General features: G+C 74.0%; 12 protein-coding genes. 5 read left to right on the top strand and 7 right to left on the bottom strand.

Annotated elements, in window-relative coordinates; genetic code table 11:
* Positions 1–52: 52 nt before the first annotated feature.
* Positions 53–1,528, bottom strand: coding sequence for an aminopeptidase P family protein (locus tag O7611_RS18475; protein WP_194803044.1), 1,476 nt, complete (start codon positions 1,526–1,528; stop codon positions 53–55).
* Between the two features lie 113 nt (positions 1,529–1,641).
* On the opposite strand from O7611_RS18475, the gene asnB reads away from it, so the two are divergent.
* Positions 1,642–3,603, top strand: a complete 1,962-nt coding sequence (asnB, locus tag O7611_RS18470; RefSeq protein WP_194803045.1) for an asparagine synthase (glutamine-hydrolyzing) — start codon at positions 1,642–1,644, stop codon at positions 3,601–3,603.
* A 60-nt stretch (positions 3,604–3,663) separates the two neighbouring features.
* Here the strand turns inward: asnB and O7611_RS18465 are convergent, their stop codons facing one another.
* Entirely contained in the window at positions 3,664–4,800 is a 1,137-nt protein-coding gene (locus O7611_RS18465) for a lytic polysaccharide monooxygenase auxiliary activity family 9 protein (RefSeq protein WP_269697302.1), read from the bottom strand.
* Positions 4,801–5,137: 337 nt separating this feature from the next.
* On the opposite strand from O7611_RS18465, the gene O7611_RS18460 reads away from it, so the two are divergent.
* Positions 5,138–6,067, top strand: coding sequence for a carbohydrate kinase family protein (locus O7611_RS18460; RefSeq protein ID WP_194803047.1), 930 nt, complete (start codon positions 5,138–5,140; stop codon positions 6,065–6,067).
* A gap of 16 nt (positions 6,068–6,083) precedes the next feature.
* Here the strand turns inward: O7611_RS18460 and O7611_RS18455 are convergent, their stop codons facing one another.
* Positions 6,084–7,310 (bottom strand): multidrug effflux MFS transporter, encoded by a 1,227-nt coding sequence (locus tag O7611_RS18455; RefSeq protein WP_194803048.1) that lies wholly within the window; start codon positions 7,308–7,310, stop codon positions 6,084–6,086.
* An 83-nt stretch (positions 7,311–7,393) separates the two neighbouring features.
* Here O7611_RS18455 and O7611_RS18450 point away from each other — a divergent pair, with 83 nt between their 5' ends.
* Together O7611_RS18450 and O7611_RS18445 are read left to right on the top strand one after the other, a co-directional pair.
* Positions 7,394–7,894 carry a MarR family winged helix-turn-helix transcriptional regulator gene (locus tag O7611_RS18450; protein WP_194803049.1) on the top strand — a complete coding sequence of 167 codons (501 nt, stop codon included), beginning with the start codon at positions 7,394–7,396 and terminating at the stop codon, positions 7,892–7,894.
* 7 nt (positions 7,895–7,901) lie between these two features.
* A complete protein-coding gene (locus O7611_RS18445; protein WP_194803050.1) occupies positions 7,902–8,804 on the top strand; it encodes an aminoglycoside phosphotransferase family protein in 903 nt (300 codons plus the stop codon).
* Between the two features lie 13 nt (positions 8,805–8,817).
* Here the strand turns inward: O7611_RS18445 and O7611_RS18440 are convergent, their stop codons facing one another.
* On the bottom strand, positions 8,818–9,645 hold the full coding sequence (locus tag O7611_RS18440; protein WP_194803051.1) for an MBL fold metallo-hydrolase: 828 nt from the start codon (positions 9,643–9,645) through the stop codon (positions 8,818–8,820).
* On the bottom strand, positions 9,642–10,046 hold the full coding sequence (locus tag O7611_RS18435; protein WP_194803052.1) for a thioesterase family protein: 405 nt from the start codon (positions 10,044–10,046) through the stop codon (positions 9,642–9,644). Before O7611_RS18435 ends, O7611_RS18440 begins: the two co-directional genes overlap by 4 nt.
* Positions 10,047–10,161: 115 nt before the next feature.
* Between O7611_RS18435 and O7611_RS18430 the strand changes: the two genes are divergently transcribed.
* Complete coding sequence (locus O7611_RS18430) at positions 10,162–11,226, top strand: phosphatase PAP2 family protein (protein WP_194803053.1); 1,065 nt, start codon at positions 10,162–10,164, stop codon at positions 11,224–11,226.
* A gap of 90 nt (positions 11,227–11,316) precedes the next feature.
* Here O7611_RS18430 and O7611_RS18425 read toward each other — a convergent pair whose 3' ends face one another.
* Both O7611_RS18425 and O7611_RS18420 read right to left on the bottom strand, forming a co-directional pair.
* A complete protein-coding gene (locus O7611_RS18425) occupies positions 11,317–12,810 on the bottom strand; it encodes a PH domain-containing protein (protein WP_442929357.1) in 1,494 nt (497 codons plus the stop codon).
* Entirely contained in the window at positions 12,807–13,334 is a 528-nt protein-coding gene (locus O7611_RS18420) for a PH domain-containing protein (protein ID WP_194803054.1), read from the bottom strand. The genes O7611_RS18425 and O7611_RS18420 overlap by 4 nt, the downstream gene beginning before the upstream one ends.
* Positions 13,335–13,392 lie beyond the last annotated feature (58 nt).

The raw sequence follows: 13,392 nt of genomic DNA, 5'->3' as shown, positions 1-13,392 counted from the left end.
CACCCGCCGTCGAGGCGCGGTGGTGGGGCCCGAAGGTTCGCGGCCGCGGGGATCAGCCGGGCAGGCGGGGGCCCGCCTCACGCTGCTCGGCCAGCCAGGTCTCCACCTCGGCGGAGGCGCGCGGCAGCCCGGCCGACAGGTTCACCGGGCCGTCGGCGGTGACCAGGATGTCGTCCTCGATCCGCACGCCGATGCCCCGCAGCTCCTCCGGGACCAACTCGTCCTCCGGCTGGAAGTAGAGCCCCGGCTCGACGGTGAGCACGTACCCCTCGCCGAGCGGCCCCTCGCGGTAGGTCTCCTTGCGTGCGTTGGCGCAGTCGTGCACGTCGATACCGAGCATGTGGCTGGTGCCGTGCAGCGTCCACCGCCGATAGACCGTGGAGGCCGGGTCCATCGCCTCGTCCACGCTCACCGGCAGCAGCCCGAGATCCTTCAGCGCCTCGGCGAGCACCCGCATCGAGGCCAGGTGCACGTCCCGGAACGCCACGCCCGGCCGGCACATCTCGATGCCGGCCTGCTGCGCGGCGTACACCGCGTCGTAGACCTGACGCTGCAACGGCGTGAACCGGCCGTCGACAGGCAGCACCCGGGTCACGTCGGCGGTGTAGAGGTTGCGGTTCTCCACGCCCATGTCCATCAGCAGCAGCTCACCCGGACGGGTCGCGCCGTGGTTGTGCACCCAGTGCAGGATCGTGGCGTGCTCGCCGGCCCCGACGATCGAGCCGTAGCCGACGTCGTTGCCGTCGTGCCGGGCGCGCAGCGCGAAGACACCCTCCAGCAGCCGCTCGGAGACCCCGCGGTCGGCCGGCAGCGCCCGCGCCACGTCCTCGAAGCCGCGCACCGTGGCGTCGCACGCCTCCTGGAGCTGCGCGATCTCCCACTCGTCCTTGACCAGCTTCAGCTCGGCGATCGCGATCGCCAGCTCCCGGTCGCGGCCGGGCTGACCCTCGGCGCGCGCGCCGTCGTACTGACGCACCGCCGCGTCCACCCGAGGGTCGAAACCGCGGAGCACCCGGGTGCGCCCCGGGGCCAGGTCGGCCAGCGCCGCGTCCAGCTCGCTCAGGTCGGCCGTCGGCAGGCCCAGCTCGGTCGACTTCTCCCGCAGCGTCGGCCGGCGGCCCACCCACAGCTCACCGTGGCGGCTGCGGAAGAACTCGTCGGTCACCCGCGACGACCGGGGCCGCATGAACAGCGTGGCCTCGCCGCCCGGCCGCAGCACGAGGACGCTGTCCGGCTCCAGGTCGCCGGTCAGGTACGCGAAGTCGCTGCCCGGCCGGAACCGGTGCTCGGTGTCGTTGGCGCGTACCTTCTCGTTGCCGGTGGGGATGACCAGCGTCTCGCCCGGGAAGGCCTCGGCCAGCGCGGCCCGCCGCTTGGCGTGGTTGGGCACCTCCGCGCGCGGGGTGACCGGCAGTTCGGTGTCCCGCCAGCCCTGCCGCATGAACGACAGGAACGCCTCCGGGAAATCCGGGTCGTGCGACTCCGTGCCGTCCGCCGCCTTGCCCTGCCGGGTCCGCTCCTCGGCCATGATCCGCCCCTCCCTGAGCCTCGTCGCTGGTCCCGACGGTACCGCGCGCACGACAGCGGGAGGTGCCTGCGGTGCCGCGACGGCGGCTTCCGGCGCGTGGAAAGATGGCGGCCATGTGCGGACTCCTGGCCTTCTTCAGCGCGCGCGGCGACGCCGCCGCCCACCGCGACAACATCGCCGGCGCACTGGAGTGCCTGCACCACCGTGGCCCGGACGAGACCGGGGTCGAGGTGGTCGGCGACGCCTCCGGCCGGTACGCGGACGGCGTGTTCGCGCACAAGCGCCTGGCGATCATCGATGTGGCGCTGAGCCACGAGCCCCTGCCCTACGCGGGCGGGCGGTACCTGCTCACCTTCAACGGCGAGATCTACAACTACATCGAGCTGCGCGAGGAGCTGATCCGCGACTACGGCGCCCAGTTCGCCACGAACGGCGACGGCGAGGTGATCGTCGCCGGCTACCACTACTGGGGTGAGCAGGTGCTCACCAAGCTGCGCGGCATGTTCGCGTTCGTGATCTGGGACCGGCAGGAGCGGCGGGCCTTCGGCGCGCGGGACTACTTCGGCATCAAGCCGCTGCACTACCTCCAGACGCAGGACGGTCTCTACCTCGCCTCGGAGAAGAAGGCGCTGCTGCCGTTCGCGCACTCGGCATACCAGGGCGACGCGGGCATCGACACCGCGAACCTGAGCCACTACCTGACGCTGCAGTACGTTCCCGAGCCGGGCACGCTGCACAAGGGGATCAGCCGGATCGGCTCGGGGGAGTACCTGACCTGGACTCCTGGTGGCCGGATCGAGGTGCGCCGCTGGTACCGCCCGGTGTTCCGGCCGGCCCCGGTCTCCGACGAGCAGCGGCTCTACCACGACATCCGGGAGACGCTGCGCGAGAGCGTCCGGATGCACATGCGCTCGGACGTGCCGGTCGGCTCGTTCCTGTCCAGCGGCATCGACTCCACCGCGGTGGTGGCGCTGGCCCGCGAGTTCAACCCGAACATCCTCACCTTCACCGTCGGCTACGACGTGCCCGGCTACTCCGAGATCGACGTGGCCCAGGACTCGGCCCGGCACCTCGACGTGACCACGATCCCGACCAAGATCGGGCCGCAGGACATGATCGACGCGCTGCCGAAGATCGTCTGGCACCTGGACGACCCGGTCGCCGACCCGGCGCTGGTGCCGCTGTACTTCGTGGCGAAGAAGGCCGCCGAGCACGTCACCGTGGTGCTCTCCGGTGAGGGCGCGGACGAGTTCTTCGGCGGCTACACGATCTACCGGGAGCCGCTGTCGCTCAACGCGGTCAACAGCCTGCCCGACGGCGTGCAGAAGGGCCTGCGCGCGGTGTCCAAGGCCATCCCGCAGGGCGTCAAGGGCAAGAGCTTCCTGGAGCGCGGCACCACCCCGATCGAGGAGCGCTACTACGGCAACGCCCGGATGTTCACCGAGGAGGAGAAGCAGCACCTGCTGCGCCGCTACGACCCCTCGGTGCGCTACACGGACGTGACCGCGCCGATCTACGCCGAGTGCACCGAGCTGGACGACGTCACCAAGATGCAGTACGTCGACCTCTACACCTGGCTGCGTGGCGACATCCTGGTCAAGGCCGACCGGATCTCGATGGCGCACTCGCTGGAGGTGCGGGTGCCGTTCCTGGACCGGGAGGTGTTCAACGTCGCCGCCGGCATCCCGGTCGACCTGAAGCTGCCGCCGCGCTCCGAGGCCACCAAGTACGCGATGCGCCAGGCGCTGCAGGGCGTCGTGCCGCCGGCCATCGTGAACCGCAAGAAGCTGGGCTTCCCGACCCCGACCCGGGTCTGGCTGCGCGGCGAGATGTACGAGTGGGCGCGGCACGTGCTGTCCACCTCGGGCGCGGGTGACCTGATCGACCTGTCGTACGCGCTGCGCCTGCTGGACGAGCACAAGCGGGAGGAGGCCGACCACTCCCGCAAGGTGTGGACCGTGCTGATCTTCTGCATCTGGCACGCCATCTTCGTGGCCAAGACGCTCGACCCGGGCATCCAGCGCAACCAGTCCGCGCTGCTCACCAAGCCGGTCGTGGGCAGCATGGTCCGCTGACCCGAGCGTGACGAGGAAGGGCCCCCGGGATGTTCCCCGGGGGCCCTTCTCAGCGCGTGATCAGCGACCGGTGCAGGTGACTGTCGGCAGGGTGTTGGTGCCGGAGAAGTTCGCGGTGAAGCCGAAGGTCGTGGTGCCCTCCGGCGGGACGCTGCCGTTGTAGGCGGCGTTGGAGACGCTCACCGACGCCCCGCTGCCGCTCAACGTGCCGTTCCACACCTGGTTGATGGTCTGGCCGCTGGGCCAGGTCCAGTTCGCGGTCCATCCGGAGTAGGTTCGGGTGCTGTGGTTCATGATCGTCACTTCGCCCTGGAAACCGCCGCCCCAGGCGGTGACCACCTTGTACACCGCCATGCACGAGCCGGCCGGCATGGTCGGGCTGGTCGTCACCGGCGGAGGTGAGGTCGGCGGCGCGGTCGTCGGGGGCGCGGTCGTCGGCGGCGCGGTGGTCGGGGGCGCGGTCGTCGGGGGGTTGCTGCCGCCCGAGCCGATCCCGGTCACCTCGCCGTTACCGCCGTCGAACGTCACGTCCGAGCAGCCGAAGAAGTTCTCCTGGCTGTCCGAGCGGACCCAGCGCGAGTAGATGATGTGCCGGCCGCTCTTGTTCGACGGCAGGTTGCCGGTGAAGTAGTAGTGACCGTCGTTGGTGCCGACCGCGCCGCGCTGCGGCGGGTTGGTCACCTGCAGGAACGGCTGCTCCTCCAGGTCGCTCCAGGCCAGCGGCCGGTTCGGGCTCCAGCTGTCCTTGGTCACGTAGAAGTAGAACGTGCCCGGGTGGTGGGCCCAGTTGCTGTACCGGAACTCGATCGACCGCCCGGCCGTCAGGTGCGTGAGCGGCCAGTCGTTGCGCGCCGCGTCGTACCCGCTGAAGCCGGGGTTGCCGCCGCTGCACAGCTTGCCGTCGGGGATGAACCCGACGGTGCGCCCGCCTGCGTCTGAGCGCAGCACGCTGAACCAGTTGTACAGCGAGTTCGCCCCGCTCTCGGCCACCGCCGACGAGCAGGCGGGGTTGTTCGGCCGGATCTCACCGGTTCCGGTGAGGCCGTCCTTCCAGCACAGGTAGGTGCGGGCGCCCGGCGTCATGGCCGCGCCGTGCGCGGCCGCCGGTCCGGAGTTGGTGACCAGGGCGAACGCGCCCAGGGTCAGGGTGGCGGCCGCGGTGAGCAACGCGGCCGTACGGGATCGGGTTCGGTGCACGGGGATCTCCTGACTCGCGGAGCGTGGCCCGGTTCGGCCCGCTCCGCTGCGACGAGCGGATGCGACGATCGCGGTGCCCGCGCCCGGTCGGCGTGCGGCCGGGGCCGTCGACGGGCGCGCACCATCTGCGGTCCGTCGCCAAACGGACCGTGGATGCCCTCGCGTCGGATCGACCCGGCGGCCGGTGACGCGGCAGCCCCCGCGTCGTCACCCGGCACCGCCATCCCACCACGTCCGCACGCCGCCCGCAATAGGCGGCGCTCGATGCCCGGGTCCCGGCGCGCGGTGGCACCGGCATGCGACAGGATCGGGGGAGAGGACGACGAGGGGAGCCAGGATGGGGTACGCGGTGGTGCTCGGCGAGGCACTGGTGGACCTGCTCGATGCCGAACACGACGGGGAACCCGTCTACCGGCAGGCGATCGGCGGCGGCCCGCTCAACGTGGCGGTGGCGATCGCCCGGCTCGGCGGGGACGCACGGTTCGTCGGGTCGCTCGGCGACGACGCGCTGGCCGGACGGATCCGCGCCTTCCTCACCGGGGCGGGAGTGGACGTGAGCGGGACGGTGACGGTGCCGGCCCCGACCGCGCTCGCCGTGGCCACGTTCGCCGCTGCGGAGCCCGACTTCCGCTTCTACGGCGAACCCCGTTCGTACGCGCTGCTCGGCCCGGACGACCTGGACGTGGCGCTGGTCGAGGGCGCGGACGTGCTCTACTGCGGCTCGATCGTGCTGCTCGACCCGCTGGTGCTCGCCGCCGCGCGGCGCGCCTGGTCGATCGCGGGCGCGCTGCGGGTGTTCGACCCGAACGTGCGGCCCCGGCTGCTCACCGCGCCGGGCGCGCTGGACGGGCTGCGGGCGGTGGTCGCCGAGTTCGCCGCCGCCGCGCACCTGGTCAAGCTCAGCAGCGCCGACGCGCGGCTGCTCTACCCGGACGAGCCGGTCGAGGGCGTGGCCGCGTACCTGCGGGAACTGGGCGCGAGCACGGTCGTGGTCACGCTCGGCGCGGACGGCGCCCTGGTCGCCGCCGGCGACGACGTGGTCCGGGTACCCGCGCCGAAGGTGGATGCGGTGGACGCGACAGGCGCGGGCGACTCGGTGATGGGCGCGCTGGTGGCCGACCTGCTGGCCGCCGGTGAGCCGGCCGACCCGGCCGGGTGGCGGGAGCGGGTCGCGTTCGCGCTGCGGGTGGCGGCTGTGGTGTGCGAGTCACCGGGCGGCGCCACCGCCATGCCCACCCGCACCGCGGTCGCCACCCGCTTCCCGTGACCCGTCCGCCCCGTGCTCAGGTGCGCGGACGGGCCAGCGTCACGACGGCGGTCAGCGACAGGAACGCGGCGCCGGCCAGCACCACCGCCATCGGCAGCGCGCTGCCCTCGCCGCCGAGCCCGACAAGCGGCGCGGCGAGCGCGCCCACCACCGACTGGATGCCGCCCATCAGCGCGGCCGCGGTGCCCGCGTGCCGGGCGTGCGCGTCCAGCGCCAGCGCGGTGCTGTTCGGCATCACCATGCCGAGCGAGCCGACGAAGGCGAACAGCGCCACCGCCGTCACGGCCAGGCTGCCCGCCAGCGCGCCGCTCAGCACGCCGATTGCGGTGACCAGGCCGGCCACCAGCGTGGTGACCAGCAGCCGGCGCGGCGTGAACCGGTCGAGCAGCCGGGCGTTGGCCTGCCCGACCGCGACCAGGGCGAGCGCGTTGACGCCGAAGATCACGCTGAACACGGCCGCGGAGACGCCGAAGACGTCCTGGAACACGAACGACGACCCGGAGATGTACGCGAACAGCCCGGCGAACGCGAAGCCCTGCGTCAGCGCGTACCCGAGGTAGACCCGGTCGGCGAGCAGCGACCGCATGGTCCGGACGGTGGCCCCCAGGCCACCGGTGCTGCGGCGCTCGGCCGGCAGCGTCTCCGGCAGGCGCAGCGCGACGGCGACGGCGAGCACCGCCCCGATGACGGCGAGCGCCACGAAGACCGCCCGCCACGAGCCGAACCGCAGCACCAGGCTGCCCACGCCCGGCGCCGCCACCGGCGCCACGCCGAAGACCAGGGTGAGCCGGGAGAAGTACTTCGCGGCGTCCCGTCCCGAGTAGAGGTCGCGGACCACCGCGCGGGCGACCACCACGCCCATGCCGCCGGCGACGCCCTGGGCGAACCGCGCGGCGGCGAGCAGCGGGGCGTTCGGCGCCGCGGCGCACGCCAGCGCCAGCACGGTGTACGCGACCACACCGACCAGCACCGGCCGGCGGCGCCCCCAGCGGTCACTCAGCGGACCGGTGACGAGTTGACCCAGGGCGAGACCGATCAGGCAGGTGGTGAGCGAGAGCTGGATGCCGGCCTGGTCGGCGCCGAGGTCGCGGGTCATGGCCGGGAACGCCGGTAGGTACATGTCCAGCGACAGCGGGCCGATCGCGGTGAGCGCGCCGAGCAGCACCAGCAGCGTCACACCACCGGTGGACGCGGTGGTGCGGCCGGCGGCCGGGCGCGCGGCGGTCGGCGCGGCGTTGCTCACGAGTGGGTACCCCCTGGATCTGGTGCGTCCGGGGTACCTTACATCTGTAGTCAGAACTATTGCGATGTGAGGCGGGTGACTCCGTGGCGACGAACGAGCAGGTCGCGCGGTTCGGCGCGGCCCTGGGGGAGCTGCACCGGCTCCTGCGCCGCCGGACCGGAGCACGGGTGGGCCGGGATCCGCTGCCCGAGGCGCAGGTGGAAGTGCTCCTGCTGGTCCGGGAGATGCCGGGGATCAGCGGCAAGGAGGTGGCCCGGCGTCTCTGCACCGCGCCCAACACGGTGAGCACGCTGGTTCGCGACCTCACCGACGCCGGGCTGCTGGCCCGTGACCGCGACCCCGACGACCGCCGTGTGGTCCGGCTACGCGTCACCGACGCCGCCCGGGAGCGGATGGCCCACTACGAGGCCCACCGCGCGGCGTTGCTCGCCGACGCCCTGGCCGAGCTGGACCCGCCGGTACGAGCGGCGATCCTGGCCGCCGCCCCGCACCTCGACGCGCTGCGGGACGCGCTGCGGGGCCCCGCCCGCCCCGGGCCGGCCCCCGGAAACCCGGTGGCCGCAGCGCCGTCCCGCCCCGCATGATCACCCGATGGCCCTGCACCAGGACGAGATACCCGTGGACGAGCAGGTCGTCCGGGCGCTGCTGACCGCACAGCGCCCCGAGTGGGCCGCCCTGCCGCTCACGCCCGCGGGCGCCGGGACCGACAACACGATGTACCGCCTCGGCGCCGACCTGCTCGTCCGCCTGCCGCGCACCGCCGAGAAGGCCGGCGCCCTGCGCAAGGAACAGCGGTGGCTGCCCCGCCTCGCGCCGCTACTGCCGTACCGGGTGCCGGAGCCGGTGTACGCCGGCGTCCCGGCCGACGCCTTCCCGCTGCCGTGGTCGGTGCAGCGCTGGATACCGGGCGACGAGGTCCGGGCCGGCACGGTCGCGGACTGGGCCGCGCTCGGCGCCGACCTGGCCGCGTTCGTCCGGCGCCTGCACGCGACCGACCTGATGGGCGCGACCCGCGCTGGCCCGCTCAGCGGCTACCGCGGCGGCAGCCTCCGGCCCTGCGACACCTGGATCTCCGCGGCGCTCGACGACTGCCGGACCCTGATCGGCGACGAGACGGACGTCGGCACCCTGGTCCGGCTCTGGCGTGACGCCCTCACCCTGCCCGAACCCGCCGGGCCGCACGTCTGGCTGCACGGCGACCTCAAACCCACAAACCTGCTGGTGCACGACGGCCGGCTGCGGGCGGTCATCGACTTCGGCGGCCTGACCGTCGGGCACCCCGACGCCGAACACGCGCCGATCTGGGACCTTCCGCCGCCGGCCCGGCACGCCTACCGGGATGCGCTCGGGGTGGACGACGTCACCTGGGCGCGGGCCCGCGCCTGGGCGCTCGGCGTGGCGGCCAGCGGCGTCTCCTACTACTGGCACACGTTCCCGGCGTTCGTCGCCGAGTGTCGCAACCGCCTCCGGGAGATCCTGGCCGACGCCGGCTGAACCCGGCCGCCGGTCAGGCCGTGCCGTCCAGCTCCGCGTAGCCGCGACGGGCGGCGATCAGGCCCGGCCGGGCGCCGAACGGCGACTCGGCCGCCACCCGCTCCGGCGGGGCGCTGCCGGTGTGCCCGGCGCGGATCAGCCACGCCTGCCGCGCGAGCTGCGCGTGCTGCTCGCGGACGAAGTCCGCGCCGACCGGCTCGCCGTGGCCGGGCACCACCACCGTCGTGGGCGTGGTCAGCCGCAGCAGGTCGGCCAGCGCGTCCGGCCACTTCAGCGGGTACGACTCCTCGAACGCCGGCGGTCCGCTCTGCTCCACCAGATCGCCCGCGACCAGCACGTCCGCATCAGGCACGTGCACCACCAGGTCGGCGTCGGTGTGCCCGTGCCCGGGATGGCGCAGCACCACCCGCCGGCCGCCGACGTCGAGCACCGTCTCCTCGTGCACCTCGTGTGTCGGCGCCCGCAGCTCGGTGTGCGCCAGCTCCTCGGCCAGCGCCGGGTGCCCGGCACGCATCTCCTCGTACGCGGCGCGGCGCACCGCGTCGGACCGGTCCCGCAGCGCCGCCGCGGCCTGGGCCTGCGCGTAGATCGCGGTGTCCGGCCCGGCCAGCGTGGCGTTGCCGAAGCAGTGGTCGAAGTGGTGGTGCGTGTTCACGATCGTCCACGGGTACGGCGTCACTGCCCGCGCCGCCGCCGCCAGTTCCCGGGCCTGCCCGGCGGTGGAGAGCGTGTCCACCAGCAGCGCCGCGCCGTCACCGACCACCAGCACGACGTTGACCGCGAGCGTCGGCTCGCGCAGCACGTGCACCCCGGCGGCGACCTCGGAGAACCCGGCGGTCATGACTGGCGCACGGCCCGCTCGACGAAGCGCTGCCGGTCGACGAGCACCCGCTCGACCCGGCCCTGCGCCGCCACGGTGGGGCCGTCGGTGACCGTCACGTCGAAGACGAGCCGCTTCCCGTCGACCTTCACCAGCTCGGCGTGGGCGGCCACGGTACGCCCCACCGGCGTCGCAGCGCGGTGCTCCAGCTCCACCCGGACGCCGACGGTTGTCGACCCGGACGGCATCCGGGTCGCGGCGGCGGCCACCGTCGCCGCCTCGGCCAGCGCCAGCACCCGGGGTGTGCCGAGCACCGGCACGTCCCCCGAGCCGACCGCCTGCGCGGTGTCGGCGTCGGTCACTGTGAGCTCGACCCGGGCGGTCAGGCCCGGCGTGAAGGGCGACTCCGGCTGCTCCTGCATGCGGCCGAGCCTAGTGCAGCCGGCCCGCGCCCGTCCGGCGTCCGAGCCGCCACCGGTCCGGTCGCCACCGCCCGCCCGCATGCCCGCCCGTCGCCCGCCGTTAACCTTGTCCGCGATGGCCGAGCTGACACAATCTCCGACCCCCGCCCCCGACGCGACCACCGAGTCGCCCGACGGCGGGCGCCGCCGTGTGATCGCGATGACCATCTGGGGCGTCGCCTTCGTCGTCGCCTGGCTCGCCATCGGCCTGCCCACCGACCCGGCGTACGCGTTCCTCTGGATCTGGGCCGGCACGATCGCGTGGAACTCGGCCCGCCCGTGGCGCAGCCACCTGCGGTTCGCCCGGGACTGGATCCCGGTGGTGCTGCTTCTGGCCGCGTACAACCTGTCCCGCGGGTTCGCCGACAACGGCGCCACCCCGCACGCGATGGAACTGATCATCGCCGACCGCTTCCTCACCGGCTGGCTCACCGGCGGCGAGGTGCCGACGATCTGGCTCCAGGAGCGCCTGTACGACGCGTCCGAGGTGCGCTGGTGGGACGTGCTGGTGAGCTGGATCTACTTCTCGCACTTCGTGGCGACGTTCGCCGCCGCCGCGGTGCTGTGGATGCGCAACCGGCGGCGCTGGATCGCGTACATGTCCCGCTGGGGCTTCCTGTGCGCGGCCGGCCTGGTCACCTACTTCGCCTACCCGGCCGCGCCGCCGTGGTGGGCGGCGCAGAACGGCCTGCTCACCGAGGTCGCGCGGATCTCCACCCGGGGGTGGAAGGAGATCGGCATGCACGGCGCGGGCAACCTGCTCAACGCCGGGCAGATCGCCTCCAACCCGGTGGCCGCGATGCCGTCGCTGCACACCGCGTTCGCGCTGTTCGTGGTGCTGTTCTTCATGCGGTCGGTGCGTAAGCGCTGGTGGCCGCTGATGCTGGCGTACCCGCTGGCCATGACGTTCACGCTGATGTACAGCGGCGAGCACTACCTGATCGACGTGCTGGTCGGCTGGGCGTACGTGGGCATGACGTTCCTGGTGGTCGGCCTGGCCGAGCGCTGGTGGGCGGCGCGGCAGGCCCGGCGGGCCGGTGAGCCCGCCGTCGCCGCAGGCGAGCCGTCCGCCGACGGCGACGCCGACACCCCGGACCGCGCCGCCGACGACCGGGACGCGGTGCCCGCCGAGCGCCGGTAGGCCCGCGCCACCGGCCGTCTCGGGCGGCCGGGTCGTAGCCGCGCCGCCGTCGTTGCCGTACCGCCGTCGTGGCGTCGCGGCCCGCCGGGGTCAGCGGCCGCTGTCGGTACGGCGGGCGGCGCGCGACCGCTCGGTCAGCTCCGCGGCCAGCTCCCACGCGTCGGCCAGATCCCGGTCGACGGCCGCCGCCCCGGCCCCACCGGCGGTGTCCGCGTGCACGGTGGCCAGCCGCAGCAGCCGCTGCACCGGACTCCGCGTGACCCGCACGCTCTGGATCCGGGCGTACGGCACCAGCGTCAACCGCCGGGTCAGCAACCCGGAGCGGGCCACGAAGACCCGCTCGTCGAGACCGGCGCCGACCACCTTGCGGCTCAGCGGCCGCAGCCACCGGGCCCGTGACGGGGGCGGCGTGGCGGGTAGCGCGTCCAGCCGTACGCCGGGCAGCACCTCCGCCACGACCATCGCGCCGGTGCCCGCGTCGCCGACCGGCAGCAGCCGGTCCGGGCGGTTGCGGTCGTCCGGCTCACCGGCCGAGTAGCCGGCCACCTCCAGCCGCAGCCGCAGCCACCCCTTCATCCGCCACAGCAGCGGCCACGTCGCCCGTACCGTCTGCACCCGGTGCAGCGGCACGGTCTGCATCCGCGTCTCCAGCAGCCCGTTGTGCACGCGCAGCGTGCCGTCGTCCCGGTCGAGCCGGAAGCTCCAGTCGTCGAGCACCCGGCGGATCGGTTGCAGCACCACACCGGCCATCGCGGTGAGCGTGCTCGCCACCGCGATGAACGACCACGAGCCCTCGGAGAGGAACTGGGCGCCGACGAACACCAGGCCCAGCGGCAGCAGGAACGCCTGCGGCGTGAGCAGCTGGCTGACCAGCAGGTCCTGGTTGCGGACGGCGTGCAGCCGGCGACCCTCCGGCACGGGCGGCGCGACCGGCGCGCCGGGCTCGGCCGCCGGCACCGGTGCCGGGGCGGAGCGACCGGCGACCGCGAGCAGCCGCTGCCGCAGCGCGGTGGCCTCGGCCACGCTGAGGTATGCGAGCGGCGCCTCGGTCTTGCCCCCGCCGACCACCTCCAGCCGCAGCTCGGCCAGGCCGGTGAGCTGGGCCAGCAGGGGCCGGACCACCTCGACCGCCTGCAACCGCTCCAGCGGGATGGCCCGGGTGCGCCGCCACAGCAGGCCCTCGTAGACCCGCAGCTCGCGGCCCACCAGGTGGTAGCCGGTGTTCCACCAGCTCACCACCGACAGCACTGTGGCGCCGAGCACGAAGACGGTGACCAGCACCGCGAACCAGCCGAACCCGACGCGCGACAGCGTCGACCAGGAGAGCCCGGCGATCACCACGACCAGCGACTTCGCGCCGTGCAGTGCCGGGCTGAGCGGATGCAGCCGCTGCCGTGGCTCCTCGCCGCCGGGCGGTCCGGCCGCCGGACCCCACGGTCCCGGGTACGGCGGCAGCGGCGCGGGCCACGGCCCGGGCGTCGCGTCGGGTCCGGGCGGGGGTCCGTACCCGTATGGTGGTCCGGGGGTCGGGTCGGGCCGGTCGTCGTGGGGCGGCGGGGCGCCGGAGTCGCTCCGTTCGCTCACAGGCCCTCCGCCCGGTCCTCGCCCAGCGCGGTCAGTCGGTCGCGCAGCCGGGACGCCTCGGCCGGGCGCAGGCCGGGCACGCGCGCGTCGCTCGCGGCGGCGGCCGTATGCAATTGCACGGTGGCGAGGTCGAACGCGCGCTCCAGCGGACCGGCGCTCACATCGACGAACTGCATCCGCGAGTACGGCACGATGGACAGCCGCCGCACCAGCAGGCCGTGGCGCACGAGCAGATCGTCGTCGCGCTCGGCGTACCCCCAGGCGCGGACCGCGCGCACGATGGTGACGGACCGCCAGACGCCCATCAGCAGCGCCACGCCGACGGCGGCGCCGAGCAGCCAGTGCCCGGACAGCGCCCAGGCCACGCCGAGCACCACGAGCGCCACGGCCAGCCCGATGCCGAGCCGGATCAGCTCCACCCAGATCAGGTCGCGGGAGATCGGCTGCCAGTGGACCGTGTCCGGCCAGGGCTCCAGCGCGCTGCGCGAGGCGGGCGGGAGGCCGGCGGGGCCGTCACCGCTCATCGGGGAGACCTGCCGTGCTCGCCGCCGGTACGGACTCGGGTCGTCTGCTCGCTCACGC

The sequence above is a fragment of the Micromonospora sp. WMMC273 genome, from assembly GCF_027460285.1.
Taxonomy (GTDB): Bacteria; Actinomycetota; Actinomycetes; order Mycobacteriales; family Micromonosporaceae; genus Micromonospora; species Micromonospora aurantiaca.
Note: the sequence above shows the minus strand (reverse complement) of the source record. Positions and strands in the feature narration are given on the sequence as shown.